Source organism: Exiguobacterium sp. s143, from assembly GCF_018618895.1.
In the GTDB taxonomy this organism is placed as follows: Bacteria; Bacillota; Bacilli; order Exiguobacteriales; family Exiguobacteriaceae; genus Exiguobacterium_A; species Exiguobacterium_A abrahamii.
On sequence record NZ_JACSMX010000002.1, the window covers coordinates 301099 to 327457 of the forward strand.

The following is a 26359-nucleotide window of genomic DNA, read 5'->3' on the forward strand; positions in this document are numbered from 1 at the left end:
GGAGGGAAGGCATATGCTGGGATCGTCGATTTCGCTTGCTTATGTCGTCATGTTGCTCATCGTTTCGAGTGTCGGCTTAGTGTTTGGCAGTATTCTGTTGATGAAAGGTACGATTAGAGGACGTTACGCTGCTTGTTACTTACTTGCTGCCGCCATCTTCCCAAGCGCCATGCTCATTACCTCATCAGAAGGATTACTTTGGCAACATTTACGATTCGAGAGTTCATGGTTCCTCGCGATTGTCTCCTGGTTACTCGTCTTATCGACGGGCTACATCGTCTCGATCACGGGTGCGCTCGTCATTCGTTATCTGTATCACTATACGACGACGTTCGATCGCGTCAAACGTTATGCGACGCGGCGTTTTCGTCATCATGAGGCATAATTACAAAAACGGAAGAACCAGCTATCTGGTCCTTCCGTTTTTTTATGAATTCGCGTACAGGAGTTCTTCTTCTGTCGATGATTCTTGCTGGCGAGCAGGATCTTGAATTCGACCTGTCACTTCGGTCAGGAGACGGCGTGGCAAGAGACGAGACAAGGAAACCATGGCGCGGTTGCTTGCACCTGGAACAACGACGCGGCGTCCTTTGAGCATGCCACGGTACCCGGCGAAGGCGACGAGGTGTGACGGCATACTCTTGAATGGTAGCGTGATGTTCGCCCGGTCGAAGAAGTTCGTATCGGTCGGTCCTGGACAGAGACAAGTCACACTGACACCCGAGCCGTCGACTTCTGTCGCAAGTGCTTCTGAGAACGACAGGACATAGGCTTTCGTTGCATAGTAGACACTCATGTATGGTCCTGGCATGAAGGCAGCGACCGACGCGACATTCAAGATGCGTCCAAAGCCACGTTCGACCATTCCCGGTAAGAGACGTTTCGTCAAATCCGTCAAGGCGACGACGTTGACCTGGATCGAGTTAATGTCTTCTGTTGGATCGATTTCCGCAAAGCGTCCCGACGTGGCGAAGCCGGCATTATTGAACAATAGATCGACTGTCAATTCTTGTTCCTCTAAGTATTGCACGAGACGATCAACGCTGTCGCTTAGCGATAAATCAGCAGCGAATACATAGACTTTGATCTGATAGCGTTTTTCAAGGACCTGTTGAAGCTCCTTCAATTTCTTCTCATTGCGGGCAACGAGTACACAATCGAAGCCATCTCGCGCCGCGAGGACAGCGAGATCTAGTCCGATTCCACCCGATGCACCGGTAATCAGTGCCGTTTTTCGTAACATAGGACATTCCTCCATTCGAAATCGTGAATCTGAGTCTAGTGTATACCATTCCATACCGTTCCCGCGAATCCTGTTTCGTAAGCATTTACTTTTCTTATCACTGGTTCAACCAGTATGATAGAACAGTAGAGGGGAAGTGGAACGAATGAGGAAAAAAGTAACCGTCGCCTTGTTGCTCGCGACGTTTTTAGCCGCGATCGAGGGGACGATCGTTGCAACAGCAACACCTGTCATGGCGAGTGAATTGAACGGGGCGAAATTAGTCAGTTGGATCTTTGCTGGATTCTTGTTGTTCATGGCGGTATCAACACCGATTTACGGAAAGATGGCAGATTTATATGGTCGAAAACGGGTTCTGTTATTCGGGATCGGCGTCTTCACCGTCGCTTCGTTAGCCTGTGGACTCGCTCAATCGATGGAGATGTTGATCGTTTTCCGCGCCGTCCAAGGAATCGGGGCAGGAGCTGTATTGCCGATCGCGATGACGATCATTGGGGATTTGTATACATATGAGGAGCGGGGGAAAATCCAAGGAGTGCTCAGCGCTGTCTGGGGAATCTCAGGTGTCGCTGGACCACTTGTCGGTGGATTCCTCGTCGAATCGCTTTCGTGGCGGTATATTTTCTTACTAAACGTACCGTTTGCGTTATTGTCGTTCTTCATGATCGTCGTTTACTACAAAGAGACGGTCCGTGAAACGGAACGGAAAATCGATTACCGGGGTGCGTTATTGTTTGCGCTCGGGATGAGTGCGTTTCTTTACGGCTTATTATCGGGCAGTGAGTCGGAGACGTTCTTGCGTCCGATCATTCTAGCCAGCTTTTTCATTAGTTTCGTTTTATTGTTCACGTTCTATCGTGTCGAGAAAAAGGCGAGCGATCCACTCTTACCACCAGCAGTCATTCGCCATCCGGTCATTCTCGTGATCAACTTAGCGGTCTTCTTTTCCGCCTGGGTGCTCGTCTCGATGTCAGCGTATATTCCGATTTTTGCCCAAGGGGTACTCGGCAAGAGTCCGACCGAAGCTGGTTTCATGTTGATGCCACTGTCGCTTTTTTGGACGCTGACCGCCATTATCGGTGGACGGACGATTGGTGTCGCCTCACCCCGGTATCGGACGATGACAGGAATGGGACTGCTGATCGTCGGTACAGTGATTTTATCGTTGATCACGCGCGAATCAAGTGATGTTTTCATCTATCTTGCCGTTTCGCTGATCGGAATTGGTTTTGGTCTCTCACAACCCGTCTTCATGGTCGTCCTGCAGACTTCCGTCGATTGGTCACTTCGTGGCTCAGCGACGGCCGTCAACTCGTTCTTGAGTACGACGGGACAGACGCTCGGTGTTGCGATCTTCGGTACGATCTTCAACCTATCCATCCTTCGTTCGTTTTCAGCGTCGGACACGCTCTCAGGGTACGCGATTGATCCATTTTTCCAATCGAGTACGGCAAAAACGTTCGGACAGGATGTGCAGTATGCGGCAGAAATCGCGTTATCACATGGATTACGTTACGTCTTCATCGGTGGCGTTCTTTGTGCGATTCTTGCGTTCGCGATGACATGGCGTTTACCGAAAGTTCGACCTGACGATCCACGATCGTAATGAAAAAGCGAACCAGGATGATGATCATCCTGGTTCGCTTTTGTCATTAAGAAGATTGACTAGTGGCACTCTCACGCTGGGCGAGTTGTTCGCGAATATCGCGTTCGTTGCGTCGGAGGAACAATCCGATTCCGATCAATAGTAAAGCGGCACCGGTGATTTGAATCCATGTCAGCTTCTCATCGAACAGATAGTATCCGAAGATCATCCCCCAAACCGCTTCGCCAAGGATCGTGATGCTGACGATGCTGGCACTGACACGAGCGAGCGCCCAGTTGAATAAATTGTGACCGAGTAACGTCGGGAAGACGGCAAGAAGAATATACAGCCACCAATCTTGTTGGAACGCAGCAACGAGATTCGTTGATTGAATCAATGATAACAAAAGTAAGACGAGCGACGCGACAGCGTAGACACCGAACGAATAGAGGTTCGTCGAGACGCTTGTGCGGACGTGTTGACCGAGCAACCAGTAACCAGCGACTAAAATCGTTGCGAGCAAGGCAAGACCGTCCCCGATCAAGGCGCGCATGCCGACAGCGATATCTCCATAAGCGACGAGACCGCCACCAAATAAGGCGACAGCGACGAACAGGAGTGCTTTGCGCGACGGGTGTTGTTTGAAGAATAACGCGTTACCGGCCAGGACAAAAATCGGACTCGCGGTCACGAAGAGCGTCGAGCTCGCAACTGTCGTATAATCAAGAGAGAGGAACCACAGCCAAAAATGCCCGGCGAGCAAAATGCCACTTAATAGCATATGCCGGATCGTCGACGAACTGAGTTGCAACAGTTCCTTCAATCGAATGAGTGGGAGCAACAACAAGGTCGAAAACAACATGCGGTAAAAGGCGACAGCCTCGATCGGTGTCTCCGCCCACTTGACGAAGATTGCCGATGTTGAAATAAAGAATAAAGCCATGAATAACGTAAAATAGGGCATGGGTACCTCCACATGTCTGAAGTAAGGAAATGAGGGTGAAGCGTGTGCAATTGATCATTGCTGAAAAACCAAAACAAGCGGAAAAACTGGCAGCTCCGTATCCGTCCGTGAAGCGGGACGGCTACATTGAAATCAAACCATGTGACCGGTTTCCGCAAGGAGCAAAACTCGCCTATGCGGTCGGACACTTATGCGAACTGCAGGAGCCGGCGCATTATGACGCCAAATGGAAACGATGGAACTACGATCATCTGCCGATCATCCCGGAACGATTTGATTACCGACTGGCAAAAGGCAAGAGTAAACCATACCAGGTCATCAAGAAATTATTGAATGAGCGGACGACGACTTCCATCATTATAGCATCGGATGCCGAGCGAGAGGGAGAGGCAATCGTCCGATTGATCTTACGTCTCGCGAACAACGCGAAACCACTGCAACGACTCTGGATTTCGAGTCTGACGCCTCAAGCGGTTGATCATGGGTTTGCGAACCTGCTCGATGGCAAGGAAACGGAGAACATTTTTCATGAGGCGATGAGTCGCGCTTGCGCCGATTGGTTGATCGGGATGAATGCGTCACGTGCGTATACGACGTTACTGAAGAAGAAGGGCATCGCCGACGTCTTCTCCCTCGGACGGGTCCAGACACCGACGCTTGCACTGATCGTCGAACGGGAAAAACAGATCGAGAATTTTCGACCGGAGACGTACTACGAAGTCGAGGCGGATTTTACGCGATACAAAGGAAAATACATCAATGCGAAGAAACAGACGAAGCTGAGTGACCGGGACCAGGCACAAGCGATCGTGGATCGGACGAAAGGAACTGGAGTCGTCGCATCAATCGAGAAAAAACGTCAGACGGAACGACCACCGTTTTGGTTCAGTTTGTCACTCTTACAAACAGAAGCGAGCCGACGGTTTGGTCTCGGTGCAAAAGAGACGCTCGATATCGCGCAAAAACTCTATATCCGTGGTTGGATCAGTTATCCGCGAACGGACTCTTCCTTCGTAACGAAAGAGGAGGCGGGACAGTTCCCGGTCATTCTTGATCGGTTACTGAAGCAAGCGGAATATAGCCCAATCAAGGATGTCCTGACGAACAATCCGGCTAACGATAAACGTTACGTTAATCCGGCGAAGGTCAGCGACCACTATGCGATCATTCCAACAGAAGAAGCGGGTGCCGTCGCGAAGCTCTCCGGACGAGATGCACAAGTCTACGACTTAATCGTTCGCCGTTTTCTTGCTGCCTTTGCACCGGACGCCGTCTCGGAGAAGACGGAAATCGTGACGACGCGTGAGATGGACCGTTTTTTGACGCGCGGCAGTCGGACGATTGATCCGGGCTTTAAACAGGTCTTACAAATCGAGTCAAAGGAAGTCGAATTACCAGCCGTCGAACAAGGACAAGAGATGCCGATCAAAGGCTGTCGTCTGCTTGAGAAACAAACGGAGCCGCCGAAACGCTATACGGAAGGGACGCTCATCCTCGGTATGAAAACAGCCGGTAAGTTACTCGAAGATGAGCTGCAAGCGATCATGAAGGAAGTCGAGGGACTTGGGACGGAAGCGACCCGTGCCGGGATCATCGACGGACTAAAACGGCGGGAATACATCAAACTCGTCAAAAAAGAGATTCATCCGACGCCAAAAGGTCGGATCTTGATCGATGCCGTAACGGGGAGCATTCTTGCTTCGCCAGAGATGACAGCGAAGTGGGAGAGCCGTCTCGAGCAAATCGGTAAAGGGGAAGCGTCGGCTGCCCAGTTCATTGAACAGGCGAAGAAATTGTCGGAGCATCTCGTCGTCGATGCCAAACAACGAATTGAACAACTCGCCGTTGATCCGACACAAGTCAAAAGCAAGTCCCCGCGGGGTGCAACGAATCGTCCGGTCGGTCCGTGCCCGCTGTGTCAATCAGCAGTGCTTGATCGTGGGAAGTTCTATGGCTGCAGTGGCTATCAAAAGAACAACTGTGGCTTTACGTTACCGAAAACGATCCTTGGTGCCCGACTGACGCAAACGGAAGTCAAAAAAGTACTAGCGGGTCAAAAAACAAAGCCACTCGAGATGAAAAAGAATGCGCGCCAGTTTAAGGCGATGCTCTATCTCGAACGCGATCAATTAAAATTCGAATTCACGAAAGGGGAAGACTGATGCAATACGAACTGATTCAAAATCAAACGTTTCGTCCTGTCTTTGAACGACTGTTACAAGAAGGGCGCCGCTTGACGGTCTGGTTTCCGGACCATATTGAGGTACAGTCGGCAGAAGGACTGGTCGAAGAAGCAGAAGAACTGTTTGGTGTGACTGCGGAAGTGATCGATGATCCACAATCATTCGGAAAACACATCCTACTTCCGTACTTGACGGAAGTCGAGCACCGGGAAGATGGATTCATCCGCTACGAAGCTGAGCTGACGGAAGAGTTACGCCAACTCGTACGCGAATTGACGTTACCGATGCTGACGGAAGGCGACTTCGAAGTGTTGTATTCATATCAAATCGAGACGGAGACGGAACGCTTCTTCGTTGAAGACTGGTTCCAAGCTGACTTACAAAAACTACCTAACTAGGTGAAACTTTCTTGAAGAGGATGACGTAGGATAAGTGATCGTCATCATTTTATTCATTTGGAGGGTTCACTATGTTCACAGTAGCATTCATGGAAGGCGAACTGGGAGGCGACGGCTTCTTCTCGGGCATGCCGATTTTCATGGTCGGATTTTTTGTTCTCATCATCGGGTTCATTCTGTTTGGAGTCATCTCTGCAGCCTCAAAGGGAATTTCGACGAATTCATTGACGCAACAACTGCGCGAGCATGCGGCGCGTCTCGTCAGTCCAACGGAATCGGATGCACTGAATTACGTCGCTTACTTAGAAACGTTGACAAGTTTTCCAGTCGAAAAGACGAATCTCGAACCGTTTCGGATTGCGACTGGCATCTTAAGGCTCGTCCAAGGAACAGATCAGATTTCCGAAACGACGAAAAAACAAGTCGTCGCTCAGTACTTACGGCTCGGCATTTTGGATGCGGATCATTTAGCGGACGAACAGCCGGTCCGGAGTCATAGTCATAGCCATCACCATCATCATTGAAAAAGGGTCCTCAGGGGCTCTTTTTTTGTTGAAAACGGTTGAATCGTGACATCTAATTGTCATATACAACGATTTAGATTAAAGTTGTATGAAATTGAAATCTTTTTGAGCAGAATGCTGTGTATCGATTGAAAAAAGTTTACAATGAATGGACGGGAATACCTTTATTGCTGGAGAAAGATAAAGGGAAAGGAGTTGAATTCCTTTAATGAAAACATGGCTGAATCGAACGATTGGACGGCAAATCATGTCTGCGTTTTATGTGATTTTTCTGACACTGCTGCTAACGACAGGTGGTGTCTACCTATATACGAAACAACAGGTGGATGAATCACGCCAAGAGTTAAAGATGTTAAACGAACATCGGACACGGGCGACGGATTTGTACGAATCATGGCAAAGCATGCAGTACGAGATGCGTGGCTTCGTCTTGCTTGGTGACGAAGAGATGTTAAAAGAAATCGAAGCAAAGAAAAATGGCATCAATCAACAAACGACATGGTTCGAGCGCAATGCACGCTTCAAAGAAGAACGGCAGTATGCAACGGACGCACGGGAACTCTATACAGCGTATACCCAACGCGTCATGCCGAGCCTCGTCAATTATGTCGCGGCGAAAAAAGACGGCAAAGTGACGGAACCGTTCTTGAAGATGCCGACGCTTGGAAAGGTCACGAAATCAAAACCACTCGATCCACAGCGGAAGTTCAACATCAAGACGAAGAGTGCGGCTGATATGAGTTCAAGTATCGTTGATATGGAGACGGTCTTCACAAAATATCGTAATTCCTTAAACGATCAAGAGATGGCGGCGCAAGAGCAGCTTGGTAAACAAGTCAACTCGGCGCAAATTCTCGGAGCAGTTAATATCGCAATCCTCTTATTGATTACTCTCGTTTTCGTCCGACCATTCGTCCGCCGCTTGACTCGTCAGTTGCGTCAGTTGAACCGGGAAAGTGGACGACTCGCTAAAGGTGAGGATGCGACACCAATCGTCATCACGAATCGTCAAGATGAGATTGGTGAATTGACGACGACGTTCAACCAGATGGCAGCCGCCATTTCCGGGCAAAAGCACCAGCTTGTCGCGAGTAACGACGAACTTCAAAGTCAACAAGAAGAATTAATTGCCCAGCAAGAAGAACTGCAATCGCAACAGGAAGAACTCGAAGAAGCACTCGACATCACGTTGCGCAACGAGACCCATTTGCGTTATCGCAATGAGTTGACCGAGACACTTGCGTCTCGCGAAACGTTGACGGCGTATCCAGCGATCATCGAAAAATTGATTACGATCACCGATGCGGAGCTCGGAGCAATCGTCTTCTTAGAGCAAGACCGCTATACGGATCTCGTCTCGTACGGGATGACGGCAGCTCAGGAGCACCAGTTATTACATGCTTCGACGTCATTACTCGAACGCACACGTCAAAACAAACGCGCTGTTCGCTCGACGAAACAAGTCGCGAGTCATCATCCGCTCCCGTATCCATACACGATGTACGAAATCGTCGTACCGGTGATGGATCCAGCGACGAACACGATGATTGCAAGCATTTATCTCGTCCGTTACCGGGATGCTTTCACGGAAGACCAGACAAATGAAATCTGGTCGTTCTCCCGTCAATTGGCACTCTCCTTGCTCCGGATGCGTGTCTTTGAAGAAGTCGAACGAGAACGGGAAAAGACCTCAAAACTTCTACATTCGATTCGAGAAGCGGTCATCTATATCGAAGGAGAGACGATTTTTGCCAATAAACCATTGCTCGCTTTATTCCATCATCCGGCGCACGATCAAGTGGCGGAAGAAGGATTGATGACGCTCGACGTCAAAATCGAAGAGTTGGCAGTGCAGGTTGATCAACATGAGGCGTTCTTAACCTACATGGATCATGTCTGCAGTCAGGAAATTCCGACGGAGAGCTTGGCGTTGTCCTTGAACAAGGAAGAGCGATTCGTCACGCTGTATGCAGAGGAAATTCATTACGGTGGTTGTTTCCGCGGTACGATGCTCGTCTTACGTGACGTGACGGCAGAGACAGCGATCGACCGGATGAAATCGGAATTCGTCTCGACCGTCTCGCATGAGTTGCGGACACCGCTTGCCTCGATTTACGGCTACACGGAATTGATGCTCGCGCGCGACGTCCAGGAATCAAAACGTCAACGGTATCTCGAGACGATTCATGCAGAAACCGAACGGTTGACGAATCTCGTCAACGACTTCCTCGATGTCCAGCGCATGGAATCGAGTCAGCAGCAGTATGACTTCAAACCGCTTGATTTGACGAAAGTCATTCAGGAAACGGTCGAGTTCCATACGGCTTCGGCAAAAGATCACGAGCTAGTCCTTGATTTTGAAGAAACGACGACGGGTCGGATTCATGCTGACGAACAAAAAATGCGTCAGCTGTTCACGAACCTGATCAACAATGCGATCAAGTATTCACCGGATGGTGGTCAAATCACGATCACGATGCGTCAAGTCGAAGATCGTGTCCAGCTGAAGATCGAAGATGAGGGAATCGGCATTCCCCGTCACGCGTTACCACAACTGTTTAGTAAGTTTTATCGAGTCGATAATTCGGATAGTCGAAAAATCGGCGGTACCGGTCTTGGTCTTGCGATTTGTCAGGAAATCGTTCGTTCGCACGAAGGGATGATTCATGTCGAATCAACAGAAGGTGTCGGGTCCGCGTTCATCGTCGAACTACCGATCGTCCAGTCCGTCGTACCGGTCACGGAATCGGCAGATGAATGTTAATGTCAAAAGCGTTCTTTGATTTTTTAATCAAAGGGCGTTTTTTTGTTGGTTTCATCTGCAAAACGGGAATTAACTACTATCAAACAGAAAGGAAGTGAGGAGATGCGGCGAAGCAGATGGCCTTGTTAAGTCCGACGATCACTCATGCTTTGGATCCTGATCGAAGCTAGTAGTTCGTTCATTCCAGCTTATGTGATTGAGCGCTTTTACTGGGAAGACCGGGGAATGAGCATTGCCGAAGTCGTCATCGCAGAAATCGTCTTTGCTTGGGTCATGTTGATTGGTGAGGTCCCGTTCGGTTTGTTATCCGATCGATGGGGCAGAAAGCCGTTCATTCTGGCTGGTTTCGTATGTGAGTGGTTATCGTTTACGGTGTTGCTTGAAGCCTACTCATTACCTGCCTTCCTCTTGGCGATGGTCCTTGCCGGCATCGGTGGCGCAGCACTTAGTGGAGCGCTTGAAGCCCACGTCTATGAAACATTGCGAATGCATAGGATGGAAGAGCGATTCGAGACGGTCTGGCGAGTGATTTCAATCGGTGGTTTATTGACATCAGGACTCGCAGCACTTGTCGGGAGTTACGCCGTGCGATCGGTAGACTTGATTTGGCACTATCACGTGTCCTGGTGGGTATTGCTCGGAACAGTACTGCTGACGTTTTTCTTAAAGGAAGCATCGCGAGAACAAGACGGAGAGACGATTTCATTAAAGACATTGCTAAACGGTTTTTCGTTTCGACGCGTCTACGTCCGAATTCTTTGTATTGTCTTGTTATACGGGGCGACGATTGATTTCGTCGATGAGTTTTGGCAACTTTATCTACGGGATCAAACGATACCGATGGTCCATTTCGGATTCGTTTTCGTGTTATTTCAAATCATGCAGGCGACCGGCGCGTCATTATCTCGGTTCCGATCTCCGGTCGGATGGGCGATGATCTATATCGTGTGTCTTGCCGGATTGTCGGTTGCCTCTCCGCTCGTCAGTATCGGGTTACTCGGGACGCTGTACTTGTGCTATGGCTGGGCTGAGCCTTATGTGACCACTATCATCCAAGAAGTTGCGCCGCCAAATGGACGTGCAACGTTTACGTCGCTGATCTCAGTCATTGAACGTTTAGCTGTGCTTGGAACCGGTACGCTGTTCGTCTTCGTCGAACGTGTCTTTTCGCTTCAGATGACCTATGCCGCGCTCGGTCTCGTCTCACTTATGTTGCTTCTATTGTATAGTGTGACGCGAACGCGTCAGAACTGAATCAAAAAAAGGGGCTGACTCAAAAGTCAGCCTCTACAAAGATAAGGATGGCAGAATGATAATCTGCCATCCTTATCTCGTAACAAAAAGAATGACGCGTCACACGCCACTCCTACAGGAACAAGCGCATTTATGCGCTGTCAGAGACGAACAAGACCCGCTTTCCTGCTTCAACGAAGCAGGAAAACTGGCTTGTGTCTCGCCTGAGGAAAGGGCGTGAAAAGACGCGTCATTCTTTTTTTGAGTCAGCCTCTTTTGACTGTCATTTATTACGACACGTGTCGTTGCTCCTGAGAAGAACGTGCCAATACCTGGCGAGCTGGTTGCCACATCAACAAGGAGAGGAGTCCTGCGAGCGCATAGACAAGCTCGATCGCAAACACATCGGCAAACCATCCGAACAGCAGACTACCGAGACAGAAGCAGAGTGCATACACGGTTTGTTGCACGCTATAGACATACGGTAACCGTTCGAGTGGTGTCGTCGTCTGCAACAACGTATTCAGCTCAATCGCCCGGACTTGACTTGCAAACCCTTGGATCAGACAAGCGATCACGGCAAGTGTGACGATTGGAGCGAAAGCAAACAAGAGGGTCGCAGTAATCGAAAAGCCGATACTACGATAAAGCAACGAACGCGTTCCACGACGACGTAACATCATGTAACTGCCGGCGATCATGCTCAGCAGATAGAAGGCATTTAGAATGCCCCACCAGCGTTCCGATAGTTGGAAATGTGTATCGATGTAGACGAGGAACAGAGCAGAAATCCACGCCGTACTGACGAACGCATCGATTCCGACGAGATACGTGTTGGCTTTCGCGAAAGAATGCGATCGCGTGTAGCGAATACTCGACCGGAAGGAGACGTCTTCTTCTTCCATCGAAGGATCGGGTAGAGAGCGGACGCTTCGATAGAACAGATAGCTGATGAGACTGGCACCTAAAAACAGACCAGCCGAGACGGACAAGACGGAAAGAGGGGATAACAAGCTGACCAGGATGGCGCCGAGCGGCCACATGATGAGCTGAATCACTTGATTCGAACCTTGTACGAGACTGTTAGCTTTCTGGACATCCTGACACAGTCGAGGGATGAAGGCACTTTCGATCGGACGAGCAAATCCGTCGAAGAAAGCGATACACCCAACGAGTGCGAGGATAAGTGGCAGTGGTAAATCAAATCCCCAGATGACGCCTAATAGAATCGTCTTGAGGAGTTGACTGCCGAACAACAAGGAGGCATGGGGAACACGTTGAGCGACTTGGGCGAATAAGAAGCCGCTACCTGTCATGCCTGCTGTGACGAGAACAGGAAACAGGGCAGCGAGACTCGCTTGCCCTGTCGTTTGATAGATCATCGCGATCAGGGAGACGATATAGAGCGCATCTCCCGCATTCGCAATCCATTGACTGACCAATAAAAGCGTAAACCGGTTCATTCTGAATGACCTCCATATCGTACGTATTTAGTTAGGAGTGAGAATTCAGAATGACTTACATTGGACGCCCTCATTTCATGTTTTTTTCTAGTGTAAGAGGAAAAAAATGGATTGTCAATCAGAATCGTGATGAGATTTCAGTGCAACGGGTGTAAAGGGATCGACCATCGACGACGCAGCGGCTTCGTCTTGAGCACGAGATGCCGATAGCTTGATTGGTTTTAGTTGCTGGCGGAAGCGGAAAGCCCGTTCGAGTCGACTCATGAATAGATTGCTGAAAAAGACGACTAATGCTAGTCCAATCAGTGGAACGAGGAACATATGATTGAGCCAAGATGTCGCTGAAAACTGGTTATAGTAATAACCGAACATCGAGGACCACTCAAAAATCGTTGGGGCAGTTCCGACATGTAAATTAACCGTTCCAGCGAAGAAAATTTTGAAAAGTGATAAGTGAACGAGTAACATCAACGTTTGGATGAACTGTTGCATAAAAACGATTGTCAACGTTGGAACAAGATGTGGCCAAATGTGGCGTCTGAACCGATGCCACGGACTGCCACCAAGCGTCTGGGCGACAATCATGAACTCTTGACTAAGTAACTGACGGGTCTCAGCAATCAGATAAAGCGATAAAGAGGGGAGACCAAGCAAAATCAAGACGATTAATTCGAACGATACACGGTCGAACAACGGTGGGATAGCAGTCGAATCAAAGAACGTAAGTGATGGAAGCAAAATGAGCAACGCGACAAGAGAGAGCGGTAAAACTAAAAATCCATCAAGAATAAGTTTTAAGTATCGATTGACGCGAGCACTTCTAAAAGCTAGCGGAATTGCGATCACTAGCGAAAGAAACATTCGCCCGAGCGCAACAATCATACAAATACCGGCTGTCCATTTAAATCCTTCAATCATCAATTGAAAGAGGTCATAGCCAGAGCGGTCTGTACCGAGCCATTGATCACTTGATGGTTTTAGTGGTGACGTCGCAAGGAACGTACCGTCTTCAGCATACCTGTTCGAGATTTGATCGACTTGACCATCACGAAAGATCGTATTTCCAAAACTAAGGAGCAGTAAACCAGTAAGTAAAACTAAACATAGCCAGAAGACAGGATCTCGCATCAAAGTACGACGCATCAAATCCCCCCTTTCCAGGCGTTCGGAATAAGCCATTCTGCCAACAAATCAATGATGAAAATCGGCAGATAGATTAAGAACAAGATGACCATCAAAATCGGCATTTGTCCATTATAAAAGACGAACCGGAACATACCTTGCACTTCGAACGTGTATTCAATGATCACGAGACTCGATAATACCGTAATGATGTTCGCTCGGAAAAACAGATAAAACCGATAGATCATTGTCGGAATCAAATGTTTCCAGAAAAGAGCGGCAGGACGAATGCCTTTAGCCCGTGCGAGTTCAAGGAAAGGAGCAGCTTCCTGTTCGAGTACTTGCGTCGTTAACCATTTGATGAAGAAGAATAGTGTTGTCAACGTTAGCGTAAGAATCGGTAAAAAACGAATGTACTCAGCATAGGATCCCGCAATTTCGATTTTGTCATACCCGGTCGTTTTAAACAGATAGAGGACAAGGAATTGCGAAAGAATGATCCAGAACAGATCCGGAACCATCTCAAGCGTCCGCGTCGTTTGTTTCAGCATCATGCGTGTTTTGCGACCACTCCGATAAAACAAATAAGCATAAAAAATCGCACACACAGCGGAGACTAACATAGCTGTCGTAAAGATGATCAACGTCTCTTTAATGAATGGACTGATGGTAGGAAGCAACAAGAATTCCTTTTGAGCGGTTACGTTGAAATAGGTAATCTCATCAAGTTTCGTTAATTGAGCAAATTGTTGCTTCAGACCTTCCCAGTAGCTTGCTGGGTTGAATTTCATTTGCGCGACAAGCGCCGGAAGGGCGCTGATCGCAATCAAGACAAAAAATGCCGTGATGAGTTGAATTGATTTTCGGGCGATAAACACCATGAGGCGAAAAACTCCTTTCTTTGGATCCTCAGCCGATGGCGAGGATCCGGTCATTACCAATCTGGATCAACTGACTATTCATATGTTTTCGGCGAAGTACATAACGTTCGAACTGTTGTGTTGCGATGAACGAATCACGCGTCGAGACCGTTGAGAGCGTCATCAGGACATGTTTTAATTGAGGTTGTCCTTCTTGTAGTGAAAGATGTGTCATCCGGTTCGCTCCGTCGAGTCGATTGAGGAATAGTTCGATCTTACAGCCTTCCTTGACCAATTCACTGATCAGGAATGCGGCTTGTTCAATGAACGTCTCAAATTGTTGATGGAGACCGTAACCGCTCGGGGCTGATAAATTCAAGGCAATCGTAAACGTATCCTGATTGCTCGTTTCGAACACTTTCGCCTGCAGGCGACCGGTCTTCGCCGTCGCATACCAATCAATTTCTTTTGACGGTTCCGCTGTATAGGGTTTTGCACCAAGTTGAACGAGTTTGTTCTTGATCGGTGAGTAACGGTCCGGTCGATCGCCGATCCGTAAATGCTGTAAAAGCAATGGCGTCGCTTGCGCTGTCAAGGACGGCAAGACTGTAAACGACGGATACGTATCGAACGTAAAGAGATAAACGCCCATCTTCCAAGGCAGGCGAATCGTTAAGATGATCTCATCGAACTCGGCTGGTCCGCGGCGAACCGTCTGAATCGGGATCGTCACTGCGTCTTCAGAGTCAATCACTGCATGAAACGTCGCCGGGTGAAGTGGATCCATCTCCGGAAAGATGACTCCGCCATCCGTGTGCAAACGAAGGGTCGTTTCGAGTCCAAGCTGACTCAAGGATTCGACGCCGAAGACTTGCAAATGAAGCGACGTCTTCTCCTGGTTGAACATCAATGATTCATAGTGCTTCCATTCAATTGCGACGTCCCGTCGGAGCTGCTTTTCTGTTCGCCCGACGACGAAATGAATCGTCGCCAAGGCTGCAAACAGGAAACCGAGGACGGAAAGACGCGGAATGAAGAGGAAGATGAACGTCATCGTGACGTACAGTGGAAAAAGTCGGCGTTCAAGCCAAAACGGGACGGAACGTTCAATCTGCATGATTCGTCACCCCATCTCGACCGGAACCGGCACGTCGTCCAGAATATGCGTCAAGACAGCCGCTTTCGTCGTCTTGATTCCACCTTCGAGTGTCAGTGTCAGGCGATGGGACAGAACGTGTTTTGCAAGATATTTGATATCTTCCGGGATGATGAAGTCGCGTTGATTCAAGAAAGCGTAACTTTGCGAGGCGCGAAGTAATGCAATCGCTCCACGCGGACTGACACCGACTTCAATGAGTTCATGGTTTCGTGTCGCTTGAACGATGTGTAATAGATAATCAAGCACGTCTTGCGATGCATGGACGCGGCGTGCCTCTTCCTGCCAGGAAATCAAGTCGCCACCTGACGCGATGCCGACGGCTGACCGACGGACGTTCGTCAGAATCTCAGATAATAAGCGCCGTTCGTTCTCGAAATCCGGGTAACCGACTTCAATTGCGACCATGAACCGGTCGAGTTGGGCGTCCGGTAGTGGGAATGTTCCTGCCGATTCGATCGGGTTTTGTGTTGCGATGACAAAGAATGGGGCTGGCATCTGATAGGTCGTTCCACCGATCGAAACCTGACGTTCCTCCATCGCTTCAAGCAGTGCCGATTGTGTCCGCGGAACGGCGCGGTTGATCTCATCGATCAAGACGACGTTCGCAAACAATGGACCGCGTTTATTCTCGAACTCCTGCGTCTTTAAGTTGAAGAAGTCTGAACCGATGACGTCTGATGGGAGAAGATCCGCCGTGAACTGAATCCGCGAGAAGGCACTCTCGAAGCTTTGAGCGAGCGCCTTGGCGAGCATCGTTTTCCCCGTTCCCGGTACATCTTCTAATAGAATATGTCCTTCTGCGATGAGTGCCGTCAGACAGAGATCAATGACGTCCGGTTTACCGAGATAGATCGAATTGAGTTGGTCTTTTAATTGTTGTAGTTTCATAGGAAATCCCTCCAAGGTTAAATGGTTGAGTAGCGTGCTAGTTGTTGTTCGAAGCGTAGAATCTCATCGTCCGTGACGATCGTTTCCGACATATCACCGTAGCGAATATTCCGATATAACTGAAAATCGACAGGGACCTCAATTCGACGTAACCAGTCTTCAAGCGTTTCGTTCAGACGACGTTGCTGGCTGCGCGGTAAGTGTTGCTCAAAGCGGATGACGAGATCACGGACACGTGAAGACGAATACGATGAATACAGGTAAGGCGATTTTCTTAAAGAAGTAGGATGAAAGATCGATTGAGCGAATGGAACGTCATCCGTTACTTCTCCTGTAGACCTGCGCCGTTTTTTCACGCGACGCGACTGAACGAGTTTCCAGACCATGAAACTAAACAAACTGATTAAAATGACATATTGTAGATAAGAAAAGGGAGAGTCAGAGGCATCCGCTTTAAGGGATTTCCAGAGCTCTTTTGGACCAGGTCGTGGATCGATCGGTTCAAAAGGCATCTTGCCTTTTGTGTTAGTAGGTGAGTGACCGTTTTTAAAACTAATTTCACCGTTCGCTTCAGTTTCTGCAATCGAAGGCTTTTTAAAAGGATCCGGCATGATGTAATGTGTATAAATATACGTCGCGGTAGTTTGAAACAAGAACAGACCAATCAAAATGACACCAAGCGACATGATAAAGCGTTGCCGTAACACAAGCGATCCTCCTTCCTGTTTTTAAGGAAAAAATATCCATATGTACTTAGGAAGATTTTAGCACACACGCTTAACAAATAAAAACAATTTTCTGAAAATAAAGACAAGGTGAGACGATTCATTTTCAAGTGGTGAGGGTATGGTGGAATCAGTGGATCTTGAAAGAGAAAGGGTGTTTTGTATGAAATTGATTATTTTTGGAGCGACGGGTCAAACGGGGCAAGAACTGGTCAAGCAAGCGATTGATCACGGGCATGAGGTCACAGCATTTGTCCGCAGTCCGGAAAAACTGACACTACGTGACGAACGGTTACACGTCGTTAAAGGCGACGTGCTCGATCAAGAAGCGGTGACGACTGCTGTTGCAGGGCAAGAGGCTGTCCTGACGGCTCTTGGCACAGAGAGTCTTGCATACAGCGGCTTTTTAGAACGGAGTCTCGTCCGGATCGTGACAGCGATGAAAAAACAGGGGGTAGACCGGATCGGTTATGTTGCGTCTGCCGGTGTTGATGATGAATTACCGGGTGTACAAGGAATGCTCGCTCAGCGGATTCTGAAAAATCCACTGAAGGATCACCGCCAAGCGATCGCGCTTTTGCAACAAGCGGATTTGAACTATACGGTAGCTCGACCACTCCGTTTACTGAACGGTCCGTTGACGGGACTTTATCGTCAAGCAGATACAGGTGTACCGGAAGATGCGAAACAGATCAATCGCGCAGATGTGGCGCATTTCCTCTTACAGGCAATCGAGACAGAAGATCATATCAAATCGAGTGTCGGTTTAGCAGAATGAAGAAAAAAGGACTCTCCCATATACGGAAGAGTCTTTTTTGATTGCTTATTGTTGACGATAGACGGAGACCGAACCACCATTGACGAAGAATTGACCGTAGCCATCTTGATTGATCGTGACCGACTTCGTGTTGTTTCCAGTGATGTCTGTCCAAACTTCTCCTTTGTTCTGAAGCCCGACGTACATCCACTTGCTACCGCCAGGACCATCTGACAGAATCGTCGCAAGACCTGATTTCGCACGGTCTGAGACACCTTCACGTGTCCAACCGATGATGTCTTGGTTATCGAGGTAATCATTTTGTTTCCCGAACGCGAAGTCCTTCCGTGCTTTAAGTAACGGATCAATCTTCGAAGCGAGTGCTGGAATTTCGCGATTCGACGTACCTTTTGTACCATAGTAGTCACCATAGAAGACCGACGGATAGCCTTGTTCACGTGTCAGAATCATCGCGTAAGCAAGCGGTTTGAACCATGACTGAACCGTTGATTCAAGCGATTGTCCAGGCTGCGAATCATGGTTCTCTACGAGTGTGACGGCTTGGACTGGATTGCTCTTGACGAGAGTACCGTCAAAGATCGTCCGCATGTCATAGTACCCGCCGCCTTTACTTGCCTGTTCGAACTTATAATGAAGCGGTGCATCAAAGACGGATTGTTGATAATTCGTCCGACTTAAGTAGTTTTGCAACGTGCCGAGATCGTTCTGCCAGTACTCTGCGACTGTAAACAATGGTTTGCCCGTCGTCTGACGAACGTTCGCGAGCCAGTCCGCTAAGTAACCGTGTTTGATATGCTTGACGGCATCGAGACGGAACCCATCAAGACCAAGTTCGTTGACGTACCATTTACCCCAGTTCTTCATTTCTTGCTGGACTTCTGGATGATCGAAGTCGAGATCCGCATACATCAAGTAATCGTAGTTGCCATTTTCAGTTGAGACATCCGTATCCCACGCTTTACCGGTACCGCGGAACTTGTAGATGGCGCTTTTTGAACGCGATTGATCCCAGTCCGTGCCGTCGAAGTGGTACCATTTCCACTTGAAGTTCGAGTAGAGGTTATTTCGCGCTGCAAAATTGAAGCCCGTCCATGCCTGGATTTGATAATCGCCAGAGACTTCCTGATTACGGTTACCCGGATTGACTTCGACTGCCGTGACGGCTTCCGTGAAATCAGCGCCACCTTTATGGTTCATGACGACATCGCCATAGACATCGATTCCGGCGGTATGCAATTGTCCAATCGCCGTTTTTAATTGCGCCTTTGTGCCGTATTTCGTACGGACCGTTCCTTTTTGGTTGAACTCACCTAAATCGTACAAATCATAGGCGCCGTACCCGACATCATTTTGCGAGGTACCTTTGTAAGCAGGGGGAATCCAGACCGATGTGATCCCGAGCTGATCGAGCTTTGTTGCGTCACTCCCGAGACGGTTCCAGTGGTTACCATCATTTGGCACATACCATTCGAAATACTGCATCATCGTTCCGTTGTCTGCCGTTGCGCCGACTGCAATCGGTTGCGCAAGTGGCACTAAAAAAGCAGCGGATGCGACGGTTGCTAAAATCCATCTTTTTTGTTTCACGTAAAGACCTCCTCATGATTTGTGAAAGCGCTTGCATTATTTATTATAGGGAAGCTTCAGACAGGAGGAATATCGTCCCGGATTCTTATTTGTAAGTCTCTTTTGTTCGTGACTTTTGACCCTAGAATATTTCTTCTGAAGAACTATTTTGATCGGATTGACGTCATAAATGAAAAAAATCAGGACCATCTAACCGTTGCCTTTCAATGAATATTCTGAACGACGACTCATCTTCAAAAAAGCAGGTCTATCGTCCATCTTCCACCAGGAATGGATTCGGTGTGAAAATGAGCGTGTAACATCCGCTTTCATACATACCATTTAAGGGGGAACACACATGAACTGGAAGTCAAAGGTCACAGGTGCGCTCGCTGCAACACTTGCGCTCGGGTCAATCGTCTTTACACCGGTCACAGCAAAAACAGTTGATCCAAAACAAGTTTCAGCAGGTCCGCAGATGGTTACGTCACAATCGACGATCGATGCGTACTATTTACCAGCAGCGGGGAAGACAGGGGCAGCGTTGAAGGCATCGCTGCACGATATCATCGATAATCATACACAAGTGTCATACGACACGGTATGGACAGCACTGAAAGAAACGGATCAAGATCCAAACAATGCGAATAACGTCATCGAGTTATACACGGGGAAATCGATTTCAAAGAGCAGTAACGGTGGGAATGTCGGTCAATGGAATCGTGAACATGTCTGGGCAAAGTCACACGGTGACTTTGGTACGTCAAACGGTCCAGGAACAGACTTGCATCACTTGCGTCCGGAAGACGTTGTCGTCAACAGCGCACGTGGGAATTTAGATTTCGATAATGGCGGTACGAAATACAGTGGATGTGATTGCTATCGCGATAGCGATTCGTGGGAACCACCGAACCGTGTCAAAGGTGATATCGCGCGGATGATCTTCTACATGGCGGTTCGTTATGAAGGTGGCGGAGAAATCGATCTCGAAGCTTCAGAAAACGTCAATAATGGTACGAACCCGTTACACGGCAAATTGTCGACGCTGAAAGCATGGAATAAGCTTGACCCAGTTGATAGCTTCGAGAAACGTCGCAACGATGTCATCTTCGAGAAGTGGCAAAAAAACCGGAATCCGTTCATCGATCATCCGGAATACGTAACATCAATTTGGGGAAATTGATGACGAGTCAGTGAATAGGAAAGGGGCTGACTCAACAGTCAGTCTCTACAAAGATAGGGGTGGCAGAATGATGATCTGCCACCCCTATCTTGTAACAAAAAGAATGACGCGTTTCACGCAACTCCTACAAGGAAAAGCGCATCTTTGCGCTGACAGAGACAAATAAGACCCGCTTTCCTGCTTGAATAAAGCAGGAAAACGGGCTTGTGTCTCGCCTGAGGAAAGGGCGTGAAAAGACGCGTCATTCTTTTTTGAGTCAGCCTTTTTCATTGAGTCCGAACCTGTTATGCTGAAACTTTTTTGGAGAACCATTCGTATTGCCTACCGTAAGCCATTTTTTAGTAGAGAGGTCGTACGGTATGATCAAACGCACGTTTAACAAACGAAACATCAAATGGATGGTCGGTGGGGGATTAGTCGCTTGTGTCGCCTTCTGGTACAGTGTCGGTATTTTCGTCAATAAAGGGGAACGGCCACTCGCTGATGGGACGTCACCGTATGTCATCGTCCTCGGTGCGGGTGTCAAAGGAGAAAAACCGTCGCAAATCTTACATAACCGGATTCAGGCAGCTGCGGCATATGGGAAACAACATTCAGAAGTCCGCTTCATCTTGAGCGGTGGACAAGGTCCAGATGAAGATATTTCAGAAGCAGAGGCGATGCGTCGCGGGATGGTGGCATCTGGGATTGCTGAAGAGCGGTTGATCCTTGAAGCCGACTCGACATCAACGACGGAAAATCTACAATTTTCAAAAGCGTTGTTGCCAAAGGACGTTCGTCGCGTCTCGATCGTCACGTCAGACTTTCATCTGTACCGTGCGCGACAAGAGGCGAAACAACTTGGTTTACAGACGGATGCGATTCCGGCTGAAACGCCACTTTCAGGAGTCCTTCGATTTGGAATGCGCGAACGCGTTGCGATCGTTGTTCAATTCCTACGCTAAAAACCCCGACATGCTGAACATGTCGGGGATAAAGAAGAAGTGCATTGAATGATTAGATGCCTTCACCTTTATGTTTTTCCTCAGAAGATTGAGAATCATTTGCTTGTTTGTCGGAAGCATCATGCTCAGCAGGTGGTTCTTCTTTGCCGAGTGCGACATCCTTCGCTTCGACGACTTTATTGCTGATTGCATTCAAGTCACCTTTCGTCTCATTTACTGTCTCTTTCACCGTCGAGGCATCTGATTTCACCGTTTCAAGCTCTGTGTTCACTTTGTCATAGACATTTTGAACGTCAGATGCGACTTCTTGAATGATGCTTGAAGCACTCTTCACTTGATTGATGACTTGTGATGCTTTACCTGACGGATCTTCCTTAATAGAAGAAGCGAGGGTAGAGACGGAATCTTTCGCTCCCCGTAAACTCTGTTTCGTATTTTGGCGAGACGAAGAACTAAGTAGCGTCAATAGACCGCCGACAAGGGCACCGAGCAACATCCCTGTGACGAGATTGATTTGACGACCTGATGATTCTTCCTGATCGAACTGGCGATTCGGATGTTCTGCGTGTGCTGCGTGTGGATCATGTTGAAGCTTCGGTTCCATGATGAACACTCCCTTGAGATAATATTTAACCATGATATGGATATACCCTTGTGAGTGAATAAAAAACATTTAAAAATAACATGTATTTGAAATGAATATAAAAAAGACCATCGTGATATGATGGTCTAAGAGGTTCATTTGTTGGATGAATCATCATCATTTTCGTGACGAAGTTTTCGGTTGATTTCATCATAATCGATTTCGATATCATCTTTGTTGCCTTTGTAGCCATATCCTTTCGAAATGACGATGATCGAGGCGACCAAGACGAATACGATGATGAGAATGGAGACGACATATAACCACATAGTCCACTCCTCCTTTCGTTCACTTTCTAGTATGACGGAAAACGCAGCTTCCGTCTAAACGAAATTGTAGGTTGTGTGCTAAACTGATGTCAGATAAACATGTTAAACGGAACGAGGTGACGGCGTATGAGTATTTTGGTCGTAGATGATGAGTTAACGAATTTAATGCTCCTAGAGCGATTGTTAGAAAATGAAGGCTATGACGTCGTCAAGGCGATGAGTGGGGAAGAAGCAATCGAATTGATGGAGGATCCGTTATTCATCGAACAGTTGGACGTCGTTCTCCTCGACGTCGAAATGCCAGGAATCAGCGGAATCGAGGCGACACGTTTGATTCGAAAACGGTTTGGTCTTGATGAATTACCGATTCTGATCGTTTCCGGGCGATCAAACGAAGAAGATATCGTTGATGGACTGAATGCAGGAGCATCGGATTATACGACGAAACCGATCCGTAAAACGGAATTGCTCGCGCGAGTTCGTAACGCGATTGGTCTGAAGCAAGCAATCGATGCGCGAAAACGATATGAAAAAGTATTACAGGAAGACTTTGATTTGGCGCAAAAACTGCAACAGAGTGTGCTCAGTGCGAATATCGAAGACGATGAGATCCGCATCATGGCGACGTATATCCCTTCTAAGAAATTAGCAGGAGATATGTACGCCTGGTACCGCATCTCTCAAAATAAATACGGCATCATCTTGTTTGACGTCATGGGACACGGTGTCTCTTCTGCGCTGATCACGATGGGAATGAGTTCGATTTTGTTCGAACTCGTGCACCGGATTGGTGATCCAGCACAAGTACTTGAAGAATTGAATCAGCAGATGAGTCGTTTGTTCCCGGGAGACGAGACAGAAATCTATTTCACTGCCGTTTACCTCTACATCGACCTAGATGAGATGAAGCTCAGCTATGCGAACGCAGGGCACCCACCTGGTTTGTTACGCATGAATGATCAAATCATTCCGCTTGAGAATACGGGACTTCCTGTCGGTATGTTCGAAGACTCGACGTATTCGAGCAAGACGATCGACATCGTCTCACCAGGATGTGTTTACCTGTACACGGATGGTTTCATGGAACTCTACAGTAAAGGCATTGATGAAGGAATCCACGCTATCCAGAATCTGATCGAACAACAAGGACCGAACATCCATCAGTTGATTCAACCGGATCAGAGCGATGAAGCGGATGACTTATGTCTCGTGACGGTCGAAATCAATTAACCTGTAAATGAAAAGACTCAGCGAAGGAAGCACCGTCGCTGAGTCTTTTTTGAGTCATACAAGCTCTGAATCTACTTGAACTAAAAGAACCTTCTCCGCCATAAGATGAAGGCGGCAAGACCAGAGAAGAAGATCATCATACCGAAAACAATCCAGAATCCGATGACTTCTCCTTCCCATGGAACGTGGACGTTCATCCCGAACATCCCGGAAATCATCGTCGGAATCGAGATGACAATCGTAATCGAGGCAAGGAACTTCATGACGAAGTTGACGTTGTTCGAGATGACAGAACCAAACGTATCCATCGTCGAACTGATGATGTCTTTATAGATTTGAGCCATCTCCATCGCTTGTCGGTGTTCGACGAAGACGTCTTCCAGTAAATCTTCATCATCTTCATGTTTCTCAAGACTCGGAGTCTTAATGATTCGGTCGAGCACACCATCGTTCGATTTCAAGGACGTCATGAAATAGACCAATGATTTTTGAAGGTTCATCAATTGAAAGATTTCTTGATTTCGCATCGAACGTTGAAGTTCTTCCTCAAGTTCGTCCATACGACGATCGATTTGACGCAAGAAACGTAAATACGAGGAACTGACTTTATAGAGAATCTGGAATACGAAGCGCGATCGGTAATTCGTCCGGAATCCTCGCAACTTACCACTCGAGAATAACGTCAGGACATCGAGCTGTTGCGAACAAACGGTGATGAAATGACGGGATGTCACGATGATACCGAGCGGAATCGTATTATAACGGCGTCCTGATGATTCTTCTTCGATGTAGGGAACGTCGACGATCATCAGTAGACCTTCTTCATCTTTTTCAAAACGTGGTTTTTCTTCCACGTCCAAAGGGTCATAAATGAAATCCTCTGGAATATTCGTAGCAGCGATGACTTGGTCGGCTTCGTCCTTTGTCGGATTGACAAGATGGATCCAGGAACCCTTCGTGAACTCCTGTATCTCGTTGACTGCCCCGGTGACATCGCTTCGATAAATCGTCAACATATTGTCTATCCCTCCTGCTCTTCACTGTCTCATTATAGAAATAGAAACGATGGCGTGTAAATGATTCTCCGATTTTTTTTTACGAAGATTAGTGATAAGATGAAAACAGAGGAGGGGAAGACATGCCTTTTTTTAATGCTAAGAAGCTCGAAGAACTTCAATCGATCGCGGGTGGGGATCACGCGTTCCTTCAAAAAATCGGAGAAACGTATATCGCGCAGTTCGATCGAAAGTTTCCTGAACTAAAAGATGCCGTCGCCAAGCAAGATGCTGAGCAAACTGAAAAGCTCGCTCACTTGCTAAAAGGTGCTTCCTATTCCGTTGCCGCTGATGATTTAGCTGATGATTTCGAACTGCTTGAAAAAGAAGCAGAATCTGGTTCAATGACCGGAACACAAGAAATCGTCGATCGGATTGAGCAATGCATGGTGGAATTCCGTGTCGTCTGGCTCGATGTGTTTACTGGAAAAAATCTTGACGCGCTGCGTTGAGCAATCGAATAGATCAAAAAAGCCGACATGCTGTCGGCTTTTTTTCTTATAAGACGTATGAATCGACCGTTTCGATCAAACGACCGATTTCCGGTTTCGTGATTTGTGCATTGACACCAACCGACTCACCTTTATGGCGTAAATCGTCGGAAATCAAGGAAGAGAAGACGATGATTGGCAATTCCGCATAACGATCATCTTCACGGAGTCGTTTCGTCAAGTGTAGTCCATCCATCTTCGGCATCTCGATATCGGTGATCAGGAGGTCACAGTTGCTTCCGTTCTCAAACGCATCAAAAGCTTCCTTACCATTGATGAACCATTTCAGACCATGGTAACCGGCTTCCTCGAGTGTTTCGATGATCAACGTCCGGAGCATTTCCGAGTCTTCGGCGATCCAGATGACTTTGTCGGACCGGTCACGGGACTGGACGCGACGCCCTTCTTCGCGGGCGAAGATATCCTTGCGTGAGAGCTCAAGTGCGATTTTTTCGTAGTCGAGCAAGATGATCATTTTGTCGCCCGTTTTGACGACACCGTTCGTTAATCCCTCAATGCCACGAGCGAGTTCGTTTGGTGTATCGATCTGTTCCCATGAGATACGACGGATTTCCGTCACGGAATCGACACGCAGGACGCTTTTTTCCCCATTAAATTCACAGATGATCAATCGATCCTCGGTTGCTTCATCGTGTGGAACACCAATGACCGTCGGCAAATCGATGACTGTCATGACTTCGCCACGCAGTTCAATCAATCCTTTAACAGCGTCCGGTGTACCTGGGAGTGGTGTCATCGGGAGCGGAACGATGATTTCCCGAACCTTCATGACGTTGATTCCAAACGTGTATGGTCCGCAATGGAAGATGACGATCTCGAGTTCGTTCGTGCCGGCTTCTAATAAAATATCGTGCTGATTATACATATGGTTGTGCCCCTTTCCATTACCTTCACTTCACTTCTGACTAGTTATCGGCATGCTACGCTAAAAATTCTAGTTCTGAATTGACAAAAAAAGTGTTGTAATCGCTTTCATAATATGTTAAGCAAAAAGTTTGGCATTTGTCAGACCAATTGATTACAATAAGCTATGCAGCCACACACTGAAATGAGAGAGATAAAAATAAA

25 protein-coding genes are annotated in these 26359 nt (G+C 47.8%); 12 read left to right on the forward strand and 13 right to left on the reverse strand.

All coding sequences use genetic code 11. The features are described 5' to 3' along the window. Positions 1-13: 13 nt before the first annotated feature. Positions 14-385, forward strand: coding sequence for a hypothetical protein (locus tag KNQ03_RS09785; RefSeq protein WP_149426991.1), 372 nt, complete (start codon positions 14-16; stop codon positions 383-385). Between the two features lie 42 nt (positions 386-427). Here the strand turns inward: KNQ03_RS09785 and KNQ03_RS09790 are convergent, their stop codons facing one another. Then, entirely contained in the window at positions 428-1243 is an 816-nt protein-coding gene (locus KNQ03_RS09790) for an SDR family NAD(P)-dependent oxidoreductase (RefSeq protein WP_023467637.1), read from the reverse strand. 145 nt (positions 1244-1388) lie between these two features. Here KNQ03_RS09790 and KNQ03_RS09795 point away from each other — a divergent pair, with 145 nt between their 5' ends. Continuing rightward, complete coding sequence (locus KNQ03_RS09795; protein ID WP_058712922.1) at positions 1389-2849, forward strand: MDR family MFS transporter; 1461 nt, start codon at positions 1389-1391, stop codon at positions 2847-2849. Positions 2850-2895: 46 nt separating this feature from the next. Here the strand turns inward: KNQ03_RS09795 and KNQ03_RS09800 are convergent, their stop codons facing one another. Next, the gene (locus KNQ03_RS09800) at positions 2896-3792 is read right to left on the reverse strand and encodes a DMT family transporter (RefSeq protein WP_023467639.1); all 897 of its coding nucleotides are present in this window, start codon (positions 3790-3792) and stop codon (positions 2896-2898) included. Positions 3793-3836: 44 nt separating this feature from the next. On the opposite strand from KNQ03_RS09800, the gene KNQ03_RS09805 reads away from it, so the two are divergent. The 5 genes from KNQ03_RS09805 to KNQ03_RS09825 all read left to right on the forward strand — a co-directional run bounded on the left by KNQ03_RS09805 (position 3837) and on the right by KNQ03_RS09825 (position 10915). Beyond that, a complete protein-coding gene (locus KNQ03_RS09805; protein ID WP_149426993.1) occupies positions 3837-5954 on the forward strand; it encodes a DNA topoisomerase III in 2118 nt (705 codons plus the stop codon). Beyond that, entirely contained in the window at positions 5954-6373 is a 420-nt protein-coding gene (locus KNQ03_RS09810; protein WP_023467641.1) for a hypothetical protein, read from the forward strand. Before KNQ03_RS09805 ends, KNQ03_RS09810 begins: the two co-directional genes overlap by 1 nt. Positions 6374-6444: 71 nt before the next feature. Further along, a complete protein-coding gene (locus KNQ03_RS09815; protein WP_214724510.1) occupies positions 6445-6897 on the forward strand; it encodes a hypothetical protein in 453 nt (150 codons plus the stop codon). Between the two features lie 208 nt (positions 6898-7105). Continuing rightward, positions 7106-9661, forward strand: a complete 2556-nt coding sequence (locus tag KNQ03_RS09820) for a sensor histidine kinase (RefSeq protein ID WP_214724512.1) — start codon at positions 7106-7108, stop codon at positions 9659-9661. Between the two features lie 144 nt (positions 9662-9805). Continuing rightward, the gene (locus KNQ03_RS09825; RefSeq protein WP_149426996.1) at positions 9806-10915 is read left to right on the forward strand and encodes an MFS transporter; all 1110 of its coding nucleotides are present in this window, start codon (positions 9806-9808) and stop codon (positions 10913-10915) included. 269 nt (positions 10916-11184) lie between these two features. On the opposite strand, the gene KNQ03_RS09830 is transcribed toward KNQ03_RS09825, so the two are convergent. The 6 genes from KNQ03_RS09830 to KNQ03_RS09855 all read right to left on the reverse strand — a co-directional run bounded on the left by KNQ03_RS09830 (position 11185) and on the right by KNQ03_RS09855 (position 17093). Continuing rightward, positions 11185-12357, reverse strand: coding sequence for an MFS transporter (locus KNQ03_RS09830; protein ID WP_149426997.1), 1173 nt, complete (start codon positions 12355-12357; stop codon positions 11185-11187). Between the two features lie 114 nt (positions 12358-12471). Further along, positions 12472-13500: an ABC transporter permease gene (locus KNQ03_RS09835; protein ID WP_149426998.1), complete on the reverse strand. Its 1029-nt coding sequence runs from the start codon at positions 13498-13500 to the stop codon at positions 12472-12474. Further along, positions 13500-14360, reverse strand: coding sequence for an ABC transporter permease subunit (locus tag KNQ03_RS09840; RefSeq protein ID WP_214724514.1), 861 nt, complete (start codon positions 14358-14360; stop codon positions 13500-13502). The genes KNQ03_RS09835 and KNQ03_RS09840 overlap by 1 nt, the downstream gene beginning before the upstream one ends. A 28-nt stretch (positions 14361-14388) precedes the next feature. Next, positions 14389-15456, reverse strand: coding sequence for a DUF58 domain-containing protein (locus tag KNQ03_RS09845; RefSeq protein WP_214724515.1), 1068 nt, complete (start codon positions 15454-15456; stop codon positions 14389-14391). 6 nt (positions 15457-15462) lie between these two features. Then, positions 15463-16386, reverse strand: a complete 924-nt coding sequence (locus KNQ03_RS09850; protein ID WP_029341157.1) for an AAA family ATPase — start codon at positions 16384-16386, stop codon at positions 15463-15465. 17 nt (positions 16387-16403) lie between these two features. Then, the gene (locus KNQ03_RS09855; RefSeq protein ID WP_214724517.1) at positions 16404-17093 is read right to left on the reverse strand and encodes a hypothetical protein; all 690 of its coding nucleotides are present in this window, start codon (positions 17091-17093) and stop codon (positions 16404-16406) included. A 181-nt stretch (positions 17094-17274) separates the two neighbouring features. On the opposite strand from KNQ03_RS09855, the gene KNQ03_RS09860 reads away from it, so the two are divergent. Continuing rightward, a complete protein-coding gene (locus tag KNQ03_RS09860) occupies positions 17275-17889 on the forward strand; it encodes an NAD(P)-dependent oxidoreductase (protein ID WP_149427003.1) in 615 nt (204 codons plus the stop codon). Positions 17890-17934: 45 nt separating this feature from the next. Here the strand turns inward: KNQ03_RS09860 and amyS are convergent, their stop codons facing one another. Beyond that, positions 17935-19458: an alpha-amylase gene (gene amyS, locus KNQ03_RS09865; RefSeq protein WP_371743257.1), complete on the reverse strand. Its 1524-nt coding sequence runs from the start codon at positions 19456-19458 to the stop codon at positions 17935-17937. A gap of 355 nt (positions 19459-19813) precedes the next feature. Between amyS and KNQ03_RS09870 the strand changes: the two genes are divergently transcribed. Beyond that, entirely contained in the window at positions 19814-20638 is an 825-nt protein-coding gene (locus KNQ03_RS09870; RefSeq protein WP_149427005.1) for an endonuclease I family protein, read from the forward strand. A gap of 359 nt (positions 20639-20997) precedes the next feature. After that, positions 20998-21582 (forward strand): YdcF family protein, encoded by a 585-nt coding sequence (locus KNQ03_RS09875; protein WP_023467654.1) that lies wholly within the window; start codon positions 20998-21000, stop codon positions 21580-21582. Between the two features lie 52 nt (positions 21583-21634). Here the strand turns inward: KNQ03_RS09875 and KNQ03_RS09880 are convergent, their stop codons facing one another. Both KNQ03_RS09880 and ytzI read right to left on the reverse strand, forming a co-directional pair. Next, entirely contained in the window at positions 21635-22186 is a 552-nt protein-coding gene (locus KNQ03_RS09880; protein ID WP_023467655.1) for a hypothetical protein, read from the reverse strand. Between the two features lie 134 nt (positions 22187-22320). Further along, positions 22321-22494: a YtzI protein gene (gene ytzI / locus KNQ03_RS09885; RefSeq protein ID WP_023467656.1), complete on the reverse strand. Its 174-nt coding sequence runs from the start codon at positions 22492-22494 to the stop codon at positions 22321-22323. Positions 22495-22620: 126 nt separating this feature from the next. Here ytzI and KNQ03_RS09890 point away from each other — a divergent pair, with 126 nt between their 5' ends. Next, complete coding sequence (locus tag KNQ03_RS09890) at positions 22621-23724, forward strand: PP2C family protein-serine/threonine phosphatase (protein WP_035408959.1); 1104 nt, start codon at positions 22621-22623, stop codon at positions 23722-23724. Between the two features lie 80 nt (positions 23725-23804). On the opposite strand, the gene KNQ03_RS09895 is transcribed toward KNQ03_RS09890, so the two are convergent. Next, the gene (locus tag KNQ03_RS09895; RefSeq protein ID WP_023467658.1) at positions 23805-24740 is read right to left on the reverse strand and encodes a magnesium transporter CorA family protein; all 936 of its coding nucleotides are present in this window, start codon (positions 24738-24740) and stop codon (positions 23805-23807) included. A gap of 122 nt (positions 24741-24862) precedes the next feature. On the opposite strand from KNQ03_RS09895, the gene KNQ03_RS09900 reads away from it, so the two are divergent. Further along, positions 24863-25231, forward strand: coding sequence for an Hpt domain-containing protein (locus KNQ03_RS09900; RefSeq protein ID WP_023467659.1), 369 nt, complete (start codon positions 24863-24865; stop codon positions 25229-25231). Positions 25232-25277: 46 nt separating this feature from the next. Here KNQ03_RS09900 and KNQ03_RS09905 read toward each other — a convergent pair whose 3' ends face one another. Then, positions 25278-26156: a chemotaxis protein CheV gene (locus KNQ03_RS09905; RefSeq protein WP_023467660.1), complete on the reverse strand. Its 879-nt coding sequence runs from the start codon at positions 26154-26156 to the stop codon at positions 25278-25280. Positions 26157-26359: the final 203 nt, after the last annotated feature.